The sequence below is a fragment of the Pseudomonas sp. RU47 genome, assembly GCF_004011755.1.
In the GTDB taxonomy this organism is placed as follows: Bacteria; Pseudomonadota; Gammaproteobacteria; order Pseudomonadales; family Pseudomonadaceae; genus Aquipseudomonas.
On the sequence record NZ_CP022411.1, the window covers coordinates 1,817,744 to 1,833,053 of the forward strand.

Genomic DNA, 15,310 nt, shown 5'->3' on the forward strand with positions numbered 1-15,310 from the left:
ACAGGAAAGCACCGCCATGCACACCATCGCCCGAATCACAGTCCTCACACTGGCCCTGGGCTTGAGTGCATGTGCGGTGCAACGACCGGAACCGACGACCAACCTGCCGCCGATTCCGCCGTCACAACCGAGCCCGACGCCGTCGACCTCGCCAACCCCGGGCAAAAGCATCCCGGCGAAACCGGCAAAACCCGTCCCGCGCACCTCAGCCAGCTTCGCCCCACCACCGGGCGGCAACAGCCACTGGGACCAGAAACTCGGCGTCTACGTCCTCGACGACCAGACCAATACCTTCTACCGCCAGCGCACCTACTACCGCTGGAACAACGGCTGGAGCCGCTCCGTCAGCCCCAATGGCCCGTGGGAAGACACCAACATCCACGGCGTGCCGCCGGGGCTGGGCAAGCAGTTTGGGCAGTAAATGAAAACGGCGATCTTTGGATCGCCGTTTTGCTGTGTGCCTGTTGGGTTCGCACAGGAATTGCTCAAGGAGGTGCTGCGCAAAGCTCAGGGTCTAGCGTTTCAATCACACTCTGTAAAACAACCGGACGTCGCTCTCTGGATTTCTGTGCTTGAGTAAAGATAACTCTAGGGTTATTTTTAAAGGGCCAAGCCAAGGAGGCGATTGGTACAAAGCAGGCAATTGATCAAGGAGCTGGAGGAGGCTGGCTGGGCGCTGGATCGGATCACCGGCAGTCATCACATCTTCACTCACCGATACAACCCGTACACGATTCCCGTCCCTCACCCGAAAAAGGATTTGCCGCTGGGGACGGTCAAAAGCATCAGGAGGCGTGCCGGGTTGTACAACCCGCCAGCCAGTTTCGAAGGAGATCCATAATGCAATATCCAATCTGCATCGAGTGGGGTGACGAAAATACCGCCATCGGTATTCAGATCCCCGATATTCCCGGCGCCGTTACAGCAGGGGATAGCTTTGAAGATGCCTACAAGGCGGCGGTTGAAGTCGCCCACATCATGCTGCAGGAGATTGCGGCGGACGGGGAGTCGATTCCTATGCCGACTTCGGCATCCGCTCATCGCAGTAATCCCGAATTTGCCGATATGGGCTGGGGCATGCTTGAGTTGGACATTTCGCCCTATCTCGGCAAGACCGAGAAGGTCAACGTAACGCTGCCCGGTTACGTGATTCAGCGCATCGATCGTTATGTGCGCGAGCACAACGTCAAAAGCCGCTCCTCCTTTCTGGCGGATGCGGCGATGGAAAAACTGGTTCGTTATTAAGCTTCCTCGCTCCCCCAGGCTCAGTGAATAACCTGTGGGAGCGAGCCTGCTCGCGAAGCTTTTGCGGCCTTACGCCGTTGCCAATGAACCACGCTGCGAAACACTCAAAAACCGCAACAACGCCAGCAGCGGAAACACACTGCCGACAATCACGATCCACAACCAGCCGCCATGCTCATACACCGCACTGGCGACCGACGAGCCAAAGGCGCCGCCGATGAAGATGCTGGTCATGTACAGCGCGTTCAAACGGCCACGGCTTTTCGCGTCCAGCGAGTAGACGGCGCGCTGACCGAGGACCATGTTCATCTGCACGCAGAAATCGAGCACCACGCCGGTCACGGCCAGGCCGATGACGCTGTAAGCCGGGTGAATGAAGGCGGGCAGGAAGCTCAGGCTGGCGAACAGCATGGCCAGCAGCGAAGCGATGCGAGTGTGGCCGGCGTCGGCCAGGCGTCCGCTGATCGGTGCGGCGATGGCACCGATGGCGCCGACCAGGGCGAAGATGGCGATTTCGCTTTGTGACAGGCCATGGTTGCGTGCCAGTTCCAACGGCACGGCAGTCCAGAACAGGCTGAACGTGGCGAACATGCAGCCTTGGTAAAACGCCCGTTGGCGCAGTACCGGTTGCTGGCGCAGCAACGTCCACAGCGAACCGATCAACTGACCATACGTGGCGCTGTGATCCGGCTTGCGCTTGGGCACGGTCAACGCGAGCACCACGCTGATCGCCGCCATCAGTGCGGCGGCAATCATGAACATCGCCCGCCAGCCCAAGTGGTCGGCAACCACGCTAGAAACCGGCCGCGCCAACAAAATGCCCAGCAGCAAGCCGCCCATGATCCCGCCAACCACCCGGCCACGGGATTCTTCCGGTGCCAGATGCGCCGCCAGTGGAATCAGGATCTGTACCGACACCGAGCTAAAACCGACCAACAACGAGATCAGCAGAAACACATTCGGCTGATCGGTAAACGCCGCCGCCAACAGGCTGGCAATCGCCACCACCGTGGTGATGATCATCAACCGGCGGTTTTCCAGTAGATCGCCCAGTGGCACCAGGAAGAACAGGCCCAGCGCATAACCGATCTGCGTCAGCGAGACGATGAAGCTGGCCATGGTGTCGGAGAGACCGATGTCCGGCGCGATCAGGCCGATGATCGGCTGTGCGTAGTAGATGTTGGCAACGATCGCGCCGCAGCAGAAGGCGAACAGCAGCACCATGCCTCGGGTCATTGCGTGAGTGGTGGTGGTCATAAGGTTTCTCGATCCAGCGAAAGGGAATGCGATGAGGCTAAGGGTTAATCCGCAAGGGCAGAAGGCGCCGGCGATTGATATCAGTTATTCCGTTGCGGAATGGCCGGGTGCTAGCGGCGTGTCATCCATCGGCGGACCTTGCGTCCGACCGTTGCGGGTCAATGATACATTCACTTACATCCTGTTCGATAGCGTGCTTATGTTTGCATCGGGCTTGTTCAACATTGATGACCGGAGGATTGCAATGTTTCGTCAGCAGCTTCGCCACACCGCAACGATTGTCTTGATCACCCTGCTGGGCGCGACGAGCGTGCAGGCAGCCGATGCTCCGGGGATGCGCATCGGTGTGCGCGGAGAGATCACCGGGGTCAATACCGACAGCCTGAAAGTCCACGTCAACAGCGGCGAGAACGTGGTGATCCAGTTGACCGGCGACACCAAAGTTCGCGCGGTCACCCTGGCCAATATCGAAGACATCAAACCCGGCAGTTACATCGGTTCGGCGGCCATGTCGCAAGAGGACGGCACGCTCAAGGCGCTGGAGGTGCATGTGTTTCCGCCGGAGCTGGCGGGCAGCGGTGACGGGCATCGACCGTTCGACCTGGCCAAGGGCAGCAGCATGACCAATGGCAGCGTCGGCGATCTGGTGGTGAGCAACGGGCGGGTGCTGACGGTGAACTACAAGGGCGGGCAGCAGAAGATTCTGGTGCCGGAGGATGTGCCGATCGTTAATTTGATGCCGGGGGATCGGAGCTTGCTGAAGGTTGGGGTGAAGATCGTTACCTTCGTCACGCAAAGTGCGGATGGCACGCTGACGGCGCAATCGATTTCTGTGGGGAAGGATGGGGTGACGCCACCGATGTAAAAGCCCCTCACCCTAACCCTCTCCCGGAGGGAGAGGGGACTGATTGGGGGATGCATGAGAGGTACGCCGACCTGAACGTGCTGTGGTGAATCCATAATCGATAGGGTCTTTCAGGTCGATGTAACTCGCCAGACACCTCGGTTGGCCCCCTCTCCCTCTGGGAGAGGGCTGGGGTGAGGGTAAAGCGGCCACAAAAAAAGGCGACCTTAGTGGGTCGCCCTTTCATACCTGCTTAAACCTTACTGCCCGCTATAGATCTGATCGAAAACCCCACCATCATTGAAGTGAGTCTTCTGCACCGTACGCCAGTCACCAAAGGTCTTCTCCACCGAAAGGAAATCAACTTTCGGGAAGCGATCGGTGTACTTCGCCAGTACCGCCGGGTCACGCGGACGCAGGTAGTTTGCCGCGGCAATCTCCTGACCTTCCGGCGACCACAGGTACTTCAGGTACTCATCCGCCGCCGCACGCGAACCTTTTTTGTCGACCACTTTGTCGACCACAGACACCGGCGGCTCAGCCTCAGCCGAAACACTCGGGTAGATCACTTCAAACTGATCACGACCAAACTCGCGGGCAATCATTTCCGCTTCGTTTTCGAAGGTCACCAGCACGTCGCCGATCTGGTTGGTCATGAACGTGGTGGTCGCCGCACGGCCACCGGTGTCCAGCACCGGCGCTTGCTTGAACAGTTTGCCGACGAAGTCCTTGGCCTTGTTTTCGTCGCCACCGTTCTTCAGCACATAACCCCAGGCCGACAGGTAGGTGTAGCGGCCATTGCCCGAGGTTTTCGGGTTTGGCACGATCACTTGCACGCCATCCTTGAGCAGATCCGGCCAGTCTTTCAGGGCTTTCGGGTTGCCTTTGCGGACGATAAACACGGTGGCCGAAGTGAACGGTGCGCTGTTGTTCGGCAGACGCGTGACCCAATTCTCCGGGACCAGTTTGCCGTTGTCGGCGAGGGCGTTGATGTCGGTGGCCATGTTCATCGTGATGACGTCAGCCGGCAGGCCATCGATCACCGAACGCGCTTGCTTGCTCGAACCGCCGAAGGACATCTGTACGGTGATGTTTTCGTTGTGCTCGGCTTGCCAGTGTTTCTGGAACGCAGTGTTGTAGTCCTTGTAGAAATCGCGCATCACGTCGTAGGAAACGTTGAGCAGCGTCGGGGCTGCCTGGGCGATGTTGGCCAAGGCCAGGCCGGCGGCGAGAAGTGAGGCGCCAAAGAGTTTTTTCACTGCGCATTCCTTGTTTTATCTGTGTAGGAGCAGGGGGTGATATTCAATTGCCACTGACTATAACGGGGCGCGCATAGTCGTTTAAAGATTTAAAAGCTCTTTGCTTATTCCAATTTCTTGAACAACGCATTGCCACATCGCGAGCAAAATGCCGCGCCGTGTTCATGGCTGTTTTTCTTGCACACCGGGCAGTCGTGTTGCAGCTGTTCACCGCGCATGGCGTTGGCCAGTTCGGCGGTGAAAATCCCCGTCGGCACGGCGATGATCGAGTAACCGGTGATCATCACCAGTGACGAAATTACCTGACCCAGCGGGGTCTTCGGCACGATGTCGCCGAAGCCCACCGTGGTCAGCGTGACGATCGCCCAATAGATGCCTTTGGGAATGCTGGTGAAACCATGCTCCGGGCCCTCGATCACGTACATCAAGGTGCCGAACACCGTCACCAGGGTGCAGACGCTGACCAGAAACACGACGATCTTCTGCTTGCTGCCACGCAGCGCTGACATCAGGTAATTGGCTTGCTTGAGGTACGGGCTGAGTTTGAGCACACGGAAGATCCGCAGCATGCGGATGATCCGGATGATCAGCAGGTACTGCGCATCGCTGTAATACAGGGCGAGGATGCCGGGCACGATCGCCAGCAAATCCACCAGCCCGTAAAAGCTGAAGGCGTAGCGCAACGGCTTGGGCGAACAGTACAGGCGCAGGATGTACTCGCCGAGAAAGATGATCGTGAAGCCCCACTCGATGTAGGCCAGCACGTTCGCGTAGTTCTGGTGAATGCTGTCGATGCTGTCGAGCATCACGATCACCAGACTGGCGAGGATGATCAACAGCAGGATGCCGTCGAAGCGACGCCCGGCGCGGGTGTCGCTCTGGAAAATCATCACGTAAAGCCGTTCGCGCCAACTGTTGCTGCTGTCCATGGATAACGCCTGAATCGAAGATCAGCGCAGCCTAGGTTGATTCTCCCCGTGAGCGCAAGACGCGTTGTCGACCGAGGCTTTGCCAAGCATCTGAATACCGGCGCGGATCAGCCAGCAAGCGAGGATGAATGGCGCGGTCAGAGTGGCGAGGCCGACGGCAGCAAATAGCGGAGTGACCAGCAGCGCCAGCACGATGCCGAGTAGTGGCAGCCATGGTTGTTGGCGTTGCGTGCTGAAGGCGAGGGCGGCGAGCACGGCGTTGTAGCTGCCGAGACCGAGCAAAGCGGAGCTGGTTTCGTGATGCAGCAGGCTGGAGGCGAGGCCGATTGCAGAAGCCAGCATCGCCCAGCAAAACGCGCGACGATCAGCGATCAGCAATCCGGCAGCGATCAGCGCGCCGGCCAGCGGATGGCCGAGGAACATCACCTGGCCCAGTCCACGGAGTTCGGCAGCGAGCAGATTGATCGTATTCGTCTCGATGTGCGCTATCGGCGCCGAAGGTTCGGCAAACAGCAGCAATACCCAGCTCATGGCCACGAACGGCGAGGTGTAGGCCGGTATGGAGCGGCTGCTGTATACATGTTTCAGCCATTGCTGCGTGACCATCGCGCTCAAGCCGCCAGCGGCGAGAATCAGCGGTGGCAGCAGCGGCGACCACGGGAAATACAGGCTCAGCAACAGGCCAAGCAAAATGCCGTTGTAGCTGAACAGCCCGGCCTGGCGATCAGCCTTGGCGTAGTTGCGCCGTTGTGCGGTTAGCAATCCGGCGACGGCACCGAGCAGCGCACCGGCGAACAGCACCGGTGCGGTCAGCAGGATCGCCAACAGGCACAGCAGGCCGCACAGCGGATGGCGCTGGAGGAATATTTGACTGAAACCGTTGAGCAAAGCCTCGGCCCAGTCGGGGCAGTGGGTGTTGAAATGATTGGCAGGCATGGCAGGTCATTCGATACTGATCGTTCCCACGCTCTGCGTGGGAATGCCTCAAAGGACGCTCTGCGTCTGCTCTTGGGACGCAGAGCGTCCCGGGCCGCATTCCCACGCAGAGCGTGGGAACGATCATGGTGGGGGGCTTAAATCAATGTTTCGATCCGCAGCGAGTTAGTCGAACCCGGCTGCCCGAACGGCACGCCGGCAGTGATCAGCAGCGTGTCACCGCGCTCGGCCATACCCTGCGCCTGGGCGATTTCCAGCGCGGTCGAGCAGACTTCGTCGACCTGACGCAGGCGATCGTTGACCACCGAATGAATCCCCCACGCCACGCTCAAACGCCGCGCGGTTTGCAGGTTCGGCGTCAGGTTGAGAATCGGCGCTTTCGGCCGTTCCCGCGCCGCACGCAAGCTCGACGTTCCCGACTCGCTGTAGTTGACCAGCACCGCCACCGGCAGCACGTTGCTGATGCGCCGGATCGCGCAACTGATGGCATCGGAAACGGTTGCCTCGGCTTTCGGCCGACTGACGTCGAGCTGGGTCTGATAATCCGGACCGTTCTCAATCTGGCGAATGATCTTGCTCATCATCTGCACGGCTTCCAGCGGGTACTCGCCGGAGGCGGTTTCCGCCGACAGCATCACCGCATCGGCACCTTCGGCCACGGCGTTGGCAACGTCCGTCACCTCAGCGCGGGTCGGAGCAGGGGAGAAGCGCATCGACTCAAGCATTTGCGTTGCCACCACCACCGGTTTGCCCAGTTCGCGGCAGGTAGTGATGATGTTTTTCTGAATCTGCGGCACGCTTTCGGCCGGCACTTCGACGCCGAGGTCACCGCGAGCCACCATGATCGCGTCGCTCAATTCAGCGATTTCACGCAGTTGCTCAACGGCCGACGGCTTCTCGATTTTCGCCATCAGAAAGGCTTTGTCGCCGATCAGTGCGCGGGCTTCGATGATGTCCTGCGGGCGCTGCACAAACGACAGCGCGACCCAATCCACGCCCAGTTCCAGACCGAAGCTCAGATCGCGGCGATCCTTGGCGGTCAGCGGGCTGAGGTCGAGCACCGCTTGCGGCACGTTGACGCCTTTGCGGTCCGACAGTTCGCCGCCATTGAGCACGGTGGTATCGATCGCATCGTCGTACTTGGTGACCACGCGCAGACGCAGTTTGCCGTCGTCGAGCAGCAGATCCATGCCCGCTTCCAGCGCTTCGATGATTTCCGGATGCGGCAGATTTACCCGGCGTTCATCGCCCGGCGTCGCGTCCAGATCCAGACGGAACGCCTGTCCACGATGCAGTTGCACCTTGCCGTCGGCGAACTTGCCGACGCGCAGTTTCGGCCCCTGCAAGTCCATCAGAATGCCCAGCGGATAGTTGAGCTGGCGCTCGACTTCGCGGATCCACTGATAGCGCTTGGCGTGGTCGGCGTGATCGCCGTGGCTGAAGTTCAGGCGGAAGATATTTACCCCGGCCTCGACCAGCTCACGGATGTCTTCAATGCCGTCGACGGCAGGTCCAAGGGTGGCGAGGATTTTGACCTTTTTATCAGGCGTCATGATTTGCAGCTCTCAAGGATCAGAATGGCGCGGAAGTCGTTGACGTTGGTGCGGGTCGGCTCGGTGACGATCAGCGCATCGAGCGCCGCGAAATAGCCGTAGCCGTTGTTGTTATCCAGCTCGTCGCTGGCGCTCAAACCGAGTGCGGCGGCGCGGGCGTAGCTGTCCGGGGTCATGATCGCGCCGGCGTTGTCTTCCGAACCGTCGATGCCGTCGGTGTCACCGGCCAGCGCATAGACGCCGGGCTGGCCCTTGAGGCTGTCGGTGAGGCTCAGGAGAAATTCGGCGTTGCGCCCGCCACGGCCATTGCCGCGCACGGTCACGGTGGTTTCGCCGCCGGAGAGAATCACGCACGGCGCTGCCAATGGCTGACCGTGATGGATGATCTGGCGGGCGATGCCGGCGTGGACTTTCGCCACTTCACGGGATTCGCCTTCGAGGTCACCGAGGATCAGCGTGCTGAAACCGGCCTGACGGCATTTCACCGCAGCGGCATCTAGCGATTGCTGCGGCCGCGCGATCAACTGGAAGTGGCTGCGCGCCAAGGATGGATCGCCGGGTTTGACGGTTTCCGACTCAGGGCTTTGCAGCCAGTTGCGCACGGAAGCGGGGATCTCGATGCCGTAGCGTTTGATGATCGCCAGCGCTTCAGCGGAAGTGCTTGGGTCCGCCACGGTCGGGCCGGAAGCGATGACCGTGGCGAGGTCGCCCGGTACATCGGAAATCGCGTAGGTGTAGACAGTGGCAGGCCAGCAAGCCTTGCCCAGACGCCCACCCTTGATCGCCGAGAGGTGCTTGCGCACGCAGTTCATCTCGCCGATGGTCGCGCCGGATTTCAGCAGGGCTTTGTTGATCGACTGCTTGTCAGCGAGGGTGATGCCTTCGGCCGGCAACGCCAGCAGGGCAGAGCCGCCGCCAGAAAGCAGGAAGATCACGCGGTCGTCTTCAGTCAGGTTGCTGACCAGTTCGAGCACACGTTTGGCCACGGCCAGACCAGCAGCGTCCGGCACCGGATGCGCGGCTTCGACCACTTCGATTTTTTCGCACGGGGCGCCGTGACCGTAACGGGTCACCACCAGGCCAGACACTTCACCTTCCCAGCAACGCTCGACCACTTGCGCCATCGCGGCGGCGGCTTTGCCGGCACCGATGACGATCACCCGGCCGCTGCGATCGGCAGGCAGATGGGTTTCGAGGACCTGGTTCGGATGGGCCGCGTCGATGGCTGTGGCAAACAGCTCGCGCAGCAGTTGTTGCGGATCGACCGACATGGCGGGCTCCCAATCTTATTGTTCTTGGTTAATGCTGATGATCGTTCCCACGCTCTGCGTGGGAATGCCTCAATGGACGCTCTGCGTCTGCTTCGGCAGGGACGCGGAGCGTCCCGGGCTGCATTCCCACGCGGAGCGTGGGAACGAGCGACGGGGCAGGGCTTATTTGTTGTCGCGAATCGAGAAGTTGGCCATGTGCTCCAGACCTTTGATCAGCGCCGAGTGGTCCCAGTTGCTGCCACCGATGGCCGCGCAGGTGCTGAACACTTGCTGGGCGTTGGCGGTGTTCGGCAGGTTGATGTTCAGCTCCTTGGCGCCTTGCAGGGCCAGGTTCAGGTCCTTCTGGTGCAGGCTGATGCGGAAGCCTGGATCGAAGGTGCCTTTGATCATGCGCTCGCCGTGCACTTCAAGGATCTTCGAGGAAGCGAAACCGCCCATCAGTGCTTCACGCACCTTGGCTGGATCGGCACCGTTTTTCGAAGCGAACAGCAGGGCTTCAGCGACAGCCTGAATGTTCAGCGCAACGATGATCTGGTTGGCGACTTTGGCGGTTTGACCGTCGCCATTGCCACCGACCAGGGTGATGTTCTTGCCCATGGCCTGGAACAGCGGCAGTGCGCGTTCGAAGGCATCGGCGTCGCCACCGATCATGATGCTCAGGGTCGCGGCTTTGGCGCCGACTTCACCACCGGATACCGGCGCGTCGAGGTATTGCGCGCCTTTCTCGTTGATCTTCGCCGCGAACGCTTTGGTAGCGGTCGGCGAGATCGAGCTCATGTCGATGACGATTTTGCCTTTGCTCAGGCCTGCGGCAACGCCGTCGGCGCGGAACAGTACGTCGTCGACCTGTGGGGTATCCGGGACCATGACGATGATGAATTCTGCTTCCTGCGCGACTTCGCGCGGGTTGGCCAGGGCGACGGCGCCAGCGGCAACCAGGTCAGCAGGGGCGGCGTCGTGGTGCGCCGACAGGAACAGGCTGTGACCGGCTTTCTGCAGGTTCGAAGCCATTGGGTGGCCCATGATGCCGGTGCCGATAAATCCGATTTTAGCCATGAGAAAATCCTCTTGTTTTTATAAACAGCCGTAGGAGCTGCCGAAGGCTGCGATCTTTTGACTTTGCTTTTGAAGGTCAAGATCAAAAGATCGCAGCCTTCGGCAGCTCCTACAGGGTCATGTGTAAGTCAGATTGCGTTGTGGGTTTTCAGCCAGCCCAGGCCTGCTTCGGTGGTGGTCAGCGGCTTGTATTCACAGCCCACCCAACCCTGATAACCGATGCGATCAAGGTGTTCGAACAGGAAGCGGTAGTTGATCTCACCGGTGCCTGGTTCGTTGCGCCCTGGGTTGTCCGCGAGCTGCACATGGTTGATCTCGCCCAGGTGCGATTGCAGGGTGCGGGCCAGATCGCCTTCCATGATCTGCATGTGATAGATGTCGTATTGCAGGAACAGATTGGCGCTGCCGACCTGTTCGCGAATCGACAGGGCTTGCGCCGTGTTGTTCAGGTAGAAGCCCGGGATGTCGCGGGTGTTGATCGCTTCCATCACCAGTTTGATGCCCGCTGCCTGCAGCTTGTCGGCGGCGTATTTCAGGTTGGCGACGAAGGTCTTTTCCACGGTGGCATCGTCTACGCCTTGCGGACGGATACCGGCCAGGCAGTTGATCTGGGTGTTGCCCAGCACTTGTGCGTAAGCGATGGCCAGATCGACACCGGCGCGGAACTCTTCGACACGATCCGGCAAGCACGCGATACCGCGTTCGCCCTTGGCCCAGTCACCGGCCGGCAGGTTGAACAGCACTTGGGTCAGACCGTTGGCATCGAGCTTGGCCTTGATTTCGGCGGAGCTGAAGTCGTACGGGAACAGGTACTCGACACCGCTGAAACCAGCCTTGGCGGCGGCGTCGAAACGGGCAAGGAAATCCTGTTCGGTGAACAGCATGGACAGGTTGGCTGCGAAACGCGGCATGGTGGTCTCCCGTTCTAGATTCTCGTTCCCACGCTCTGCGTGGGAATGCCTCAATGGACGCTCTGCGTCCGCTTTGGGACGCAGAGCGTCCCGGGCTGCGTTCCCACGCAGAGCGTGGGAACGATCAGCGGTCAGCAGTTAATCAAGCAGCGAAATCGCCGTTGGCGCATCGTTGCCGACCAGCGCCAGGTCTTCGAATTCGTTGACGGCGTTGATCTCGGTACCCATGGAGATGTTGGTCACACGCTCCAGAATGATCTCGACGATCACCGGCACTTTGAACTCTTCGATCATCTGTTCGGCCTTGCGCAGGGCAGGGGCGATTTCCGAGGGTTCGAACACACGCAGTGCCTTACAGCCGAGGCCTTCAGCCACTGCGACGTGGTCAACACCGTAACCGTTGAGTTCCGGCGCGTTCAGGTTATCGAAGGACAGCTGCACGCAGTAGTCCATTTCGAACCCGCGCTGTGCCTGACGGATCAGACCCAGGTACGAGTTGTTCACCACGACGTGGATGTACGGCAGTTTGAACTGAGCGCCGACCGCCAGTTCTTCGATCATGAACTGGAAGTCATAGTCCCCCGACAGGGCCACGACTTTACGGTTCGGATCGGCCTTCACCACGCCCAGCGCTGCCGGAATGGTCCAGCCCAACGGGCCTGCCTGGCCACAGTTGATCCAGTGACGCGGCTTGTAGACGTGCAGGAACTGCGCGCCGGCAATCTGCGACAGACCAATGGTGCTGACGTAGCAGGTGTCCTTGCCGAACACCTGGTTCATTTCTTCGTAAACGCGCTGTGGTTTGACCGGCACGTTATCGAAGTGGGTTTTGCGATGCAGGCTGGCTTTGCGCTGCTGGCAGTCTTGCAGCCAGGCACTGCGGTTTTTCAGCTTGCCGGCGGCTTGCCATTCACGGGCCACTTCGATGAACACGGTCAGTGCTGCAGCGGCGTCGGAAACGATGCCCAGATCCGGCGTGAACACACGACCGATCTGCGTGCCTTCGATGTCGACGTGAATGAACTTGCGGCCTTCGGTGTAAACGTCAACCGAACCGGTGTGACGGTTGGCCCAACGGTTACCGATCCCCAACACCACGTCGGATTTCAGCATGGTCGCGTTGCCGTAACGGTGCGAAGTCTGCAAACCAACCATGCCGACCATCAACGGGTGATCGTCAGGGATGGTGCCCCAGCCCATCAGGGTCGGGATCACCGGGATGCCGGTCAGTTCAGCGAATTCAACCAGCAGATCGCTGGCGTCGGCGTTGATGATGCCGCCGCCGGCAACCAGCAATGGACGCTCAGCCTGATCGAGCAAAGCCAACGCTTTCTCGACCTGAACGCGAGTTGCGGTCGGCTTGGCCAATGGCAGCGGCTGGTAGGCGTCGATGTCGAATTCGATCTCGGCCATCTGCACGTCGAACGGCAGGTCGATCAGCACCGGGCCTGGACGGCCGGAGCGCATTTCAAAGAACGCTTTCTGGAACGCATAAGGCACTTGGCCCGGTTCCAGAACAGTGGTCGCCCACTTGGTGACTGGCTTGACGATGCTGGTGATGTCGACAGCCTGGAAATCTTCCTTGTGCATACGGGCGCGGGGTGCCTGGCCGGTGATGCAGAGGATTGGAATCGAGTCGGCCGAGGCGCTGTAGAGCCCGGTGACCATGTCGGTACCGGCAGGGCCGGAAGTCCCGATGCACACGCCGATGTTGCCGGCCTTGGTGCGGGTGTAGCCCTCGGCCATGTGCGAGGCGCCTTCAACGTGGCGAGCAAGGACGTGATCGATGCCACCGACTTTCTGCAAGGCGGAGTACAGCGGGTTGATGGCAGCGCCCGGGATGCCAAAAGCGGTATCAACCCCTTCACGGCGCATCACCAGAACGGCGGCTTCGATTGCTCTCATTTTGCTCATGGTTTTGTGCCTCTTTACGTTTTGTAATTGTATACAAGTGGCTTTGCGCAGAGTGTATTCACGGCGGACGGCGCAGGTCAATCCATTTTCTCAAGCGCCTGTTTCATTCGTCGGAAGCCTGTCTGAGTGTGGCTTTTCGTCGCATGTGGCGCTTTTCGAGAATTATTGTATACAAAAAAATAACTCATTGTGTTCTATTTGTTGCATCGGCCTGCGGCAGAAAACCGCAGGCCCACGACTTTCCCTATAACAAAATGAGGACGGCACCATGAGCGCTTTAACCTTGAAAGTCGCAGTCAACCTGGTCAACGAAGCCATCAATACAGGGCGGGGCATCAACGCCGCGCCGCTGACCATCGCGGTACTCGATACCGGCGGCCACCTGATCGCCCTGCAACGCGAAGACGGCGCCAGCCTGCTGCGTCCGAATATCGCCATTGGCAAAGCCTGGGGCGCCATCGCCCTCGGTAAAGGCTCGCGCCTGCTCGCACTGGACGCACAACAACGCCCGGCGTTTATTGCCGCGCTCAACAGCATGGGCCAGGGCAGCGTCGTGCCGGCGCCGGGTGGTGTGTTGATTCGGGATCAGGCGGGGAATGTGCTGGGCGCGATCGGGATTAGCGGGGATTTGTCGGATATTGATGAGCAGGTGGCGATCAGGGCGGTGGAGGCGCTGGAGTTGAGGGCGGATGCGGGGGTGGCTGCTTGATCATTAGCGGCTGATTAACCGCCTTCGCGAGCAGGCTCACTCCCACACTGGATTTGTGCTCAGACACAAAATGTCTGAACACCCCAGATCCCCTGTGGGAGCGAGCCTGCTCGCGAAGGCGATCTTCCGTACACATCTTGCTAAAAGTCTGGCGCTTGGTCCGACAATCGCCGAGCTAGCCTTTTCATGATCAGGACATGAAAAGGCAAAGGAATGCTTAATCTATCTGCTTCAAATCGTTTGCGCATTGGTCGTTACTCCGAACAAAACCGCATCTACCTGCTGACAACCAATACGGCGGGAAGGCAGCCTGTTTTCAGCGACTTTGCACTGGGTCGATTGGTCGCCAGCCAATTTCACGTCGCAGAGGAAATGGGCATTGCCAGTACGTTGGCCTGGGTTGTCATGCCAGATCATTTTCATTGGCTGATTGAATTGAAGCGCGGTTCGCTCGGCGAGTTGATGCAGCGTACAAAATCCCTCAGCACCAAAGCCGTGAAGCTCGCGACGGGTCGACAGACCAGTCTTTGGCAATCAGGCTTTCATGATCGTGCATTGCGCAGAGAGGATGATCTGGTGAAGTTGGCTCGGTATGTCGTGGCTAACCCGTTGCGAGCTGGTTTGGTTAAGAAGCTTGGCGACTATCCGCTGTGGGATGCGATTTGGGTTTGAGCGTTATTCTGTGTTGCCGCCATTCGCGAGCAGGCTCGCTCCCACAGGGGATTTGTGAACGCCACAGATCCAATGTGGGAGCGAGCCTGCTCGCGAAGCAGTCACCGCGGTGTTTCAGTCCGGCTCACACCCCTTCAACACCAACCGGATAATCGTCTGCGCCGCCGCTTCATAATCCGCCTCGTCCAGCTTGTCCTTACCCGTGACCGCAGAAATCTGCCAGTCGAAGTCGGCGTAGGTCTGGGTTGCGGCCCAGATGCTGAACATCAGGTGGTTGGGGTCGATCGGGGCGATTTGCCCGCGGTCGATCCAGCTCTGGATACAGTCGATGTTGTGCTTGGCCTGGCCGTTGAGCTGCTCGACCAGGTCGGCGCTCAGGTGCGGGGCGCCGTGCATGATTTCGCTGGCGAATACTTTCGAGGCGAAGGGCAGGTCGCGGGAGATGCGGATCTTCGAGCGGATGTAGCCACTCAGCACTTCGCTTGGCACGCCGTCCGGGTTGAACGGGGTCGAGGCCTGCAAAATCGGCACGATGATGCTTTCCAGCACCTCGCGGTAGAGGTTTTCCTTGGACTTGAAGTAGTAGTAAACGTTGGGCTTGGGCAATCCCGCCTTGGCGGCGATGTCGCTGGTTTTGGTCGCAGCGAAGCCCTTGTCGGCAAACTCCTCACTGGCGGCACGCAGGATCAGTTCTTTGTTACGCTCGCGGATTGTGCTCATAAACCCGGTGGTTCCTTGCCTGTTCTGGCGGTTG

General features: G+C 59.7%; 16 protein-coding genes. 6 read left to right on the plus strand and 10 right to left on the minus strand.

Annotation, left to right across the window (positions count from 1 at the left end):
* Positions 1–16 precede the first annotated feature (16 nt).
* From CCX46_RS08280 to CCX46_RS08290, 3 genes are all read left to right on the plus strand, one after another.
* Positions 17–421 carry a hypothetical protein gene (locus CCX46_RS08280; protein WP_016987493.1) on the plus strand — a complete coding sequence of 135 codons (405 nt, stop codon included), beginning with the start codon at positions 17–19 and terminating at the stop codon, positions 419–421.
* 204 nt (positions 422–625) lie between these two features.
* Entirely contained in the window at positions 626–841 is a 216-nt protein-coding gene (locus CCX46_RS08285; protein ID WP_127926334.1) for a type II toxin-antitoxin system HicA family toxin, read from the plus strand.
* On the plus strand, positions 841–1,245 hold the full coding sequence (locus CCX46_RS08290; protein ID WP_123374656.1) for a type II toxin-antitoxin system HicB family antitoxin: 405 nt from the start codon (positions 841–843) through the stop codon (positions 1,243–1,245). Before CCX46_RS08285 ends, CCX46_RS08290 begins: the two co-directional genes overlap by 1 nt.
* 69 nt (positions 1,246–1,314) lie before the next feature.
* Here the strand turns inward: CCX46_RS08290 and CCX46_RS08295 are convergent, their stop codons facing one another.
* Complete coding sequence (locus CCX46_RS08295; protein WP_127926335.1) at positions 1,315–2,502, minus strand: MFS transporter; 1,188 nt, start codon at positions 2,500–2,502, stop codon at positions 1,315–1,317.
* A 244-nt stretch (positions 2,503–2,746) separates the two neighbouring features.
* Between CCX46_RS08295 and CCX46_RS08300 the strand changes: the two genes are divergently transcribed.
* Positions 2,747–3,367: a DUF5666 domain-containing protein gene (locus tag CCX46_RS08300; protein ID WP_127926336.1), complete on the plus strand. Its 621-nt coding sequence runs from the start codon at positions 2,747–2,749 to the stop codon at positions 3,365–3,367.
* Between the two features lie 239 nt (positions 3,368–3,606).
* Here the strand turns inward: CCX46_RS08300 and CCX46_RS08305 are convergent, their stop codons facing one another.
* From CCX46_RS08305 to gcl, 8 genes are all read right to left on the minus strand, one after another.
* Positions 3,607–4,605 (minus strand): sulfate ABC transporter substrate-binding protein, encoded by a 999-nt coding sequence (locus CCX46_RS08305; protein ID WP_034151535.1) that lies wholly within the window; start codon positions 4,603–4,605, stop codon positions 3,607–3,609.
* A gap of 104 nt (positions 4,606–4,709) precedes the next feature.
* Positions 4,710–5,534, minus strand: coding sequence for an ion transporter (locus tag CCX46_RS08310; protein WP_038363916.1), 825 nt, complete (start codon positions 5,532–5,534; stop codon positions 4,710–4,712).
* 21 nt (positions 5,535–5,555) lie between these two features.
* Positions 5,556–6,470, minus strand: coding sequence for an urea transporter (locus CCX46_RS08315; RefSeq protein ID WP_127926337.1), 915 nt, complete (start codon positions 6,468–6,470; stop codon positions 5,556–5,558).
* A gap of 137 nt (positions 6,471–6,607) precedes the next feature.
* Positions 6,608–8,023 carry a pyruvate kinase gene (gene pyk, locus CCX46_RS08320; RefSeq protein WP_127926338.1) on the minus strand — a complete coding sequence of 472 codons (1,416 nt, stop codon included), beginning with the start codon at positions 8,021–8,023 and terminating at the stop codon, positions 6,608–6,610.
* On the minus strand, positions 8,020–9,294 hold the full coding sequence (locus CCX46_RS08325; protein WP_127926339.1) for a glycerate kinase type-2 family protein: 1,275 nt from the start codon (positions 9,292–9,294) through the stop codon (positions 8,020–8,022). The genes pyk and CCX46_RS08325 overlap by 4 nt, the downstream gene beginning before the upstream one ends.
* A gap of 162 nt (positions 9,295–9,456) precedes the next feature.
* Positions 9,457–10,350: a 2-hydroxy-3-oxopropionate reductase gene (locus CCX46_RS08330; RefSeq protein ID WP_007919937.1), complete on the minus strand. Its 894-nt coding sequence runs from the start codon at positions 10,348–10,350 to the stop codon at positions 9,457–9,459.
* Between the two features lie 128 nt (positions 10,351–10,478).
* Entirely contained in the window at positions 10,479–11,261 is a 783-nt protein-coding gene (hyi, locus tag CCX46_RS08340) for a hydroxypyruvate isomerase (RefSeq protein ID WP_077571696.1), read from the minus strand.
* A gap of 138 nt (positions 11,262–11,399) precedes the next feature.
* Entirely contained in the window at positions 11,400–13,175 is a 1,776-nt protein-coding gene (gcl, locus tag CCX46_RS08345; protein WP_008083509.1) for a glyoxylate carboligase, read from the minus strand.
* A 268-nt stretch (positions 13,176–13,443) separates the two neighbouring features.
* Between gcl and CCX46_RS08350 the strand changes: the two genes are divergently transcribed.
* Together CCX46_RS08350 and CCX46_RS08355 are read left to right on the plus strand one after the other, a co-directional pair.
* Positions 13,444–13,884 (plus strand): GlcG/HbpS family heme-binding protein, encoded by a 441-nt coding sequence (locus CCX46_RS08350; protein ID WP_127926340.1) that lies wholly within the window; start codon positions 13,444–13,446, stop codon positions 13,882–13,884.
* 213 nt (positions 13,885–14,097) lie between these two features.
* Positions 14,098–14,556 (plus strand): REP-associated tyrosine transposase, encoded by a 459-nt coding sequence (locus CCX46_RS08355; RefSeq protein ID WP_127926341.1) that lies wholly within the window; start codon positions 14,098–14,100, stop codon positions 14,554–14,556.
* Between the two features lie 114 nt (positions 14,557–14,670).
* Here CCX46_RS08355 and CCX46_RS08360 read toward each other — a convergent pair whose 3' ends face one another.
* Positions 14,671–15,276 carry a TetR/AcrR family transcriptional regulator gene (locus CCX46_RS08360; protein ID WP_007919931.1) on the minus strand — a complete coding sequence of 202 codons (606 nt, stop codon included), beginning with the start codon at positions 15,274–15,276 and terminating at the stop codon, positions 14,671–14,673.
* Positions 15,277–15,310: the final 34 nt, after the last annotated feature.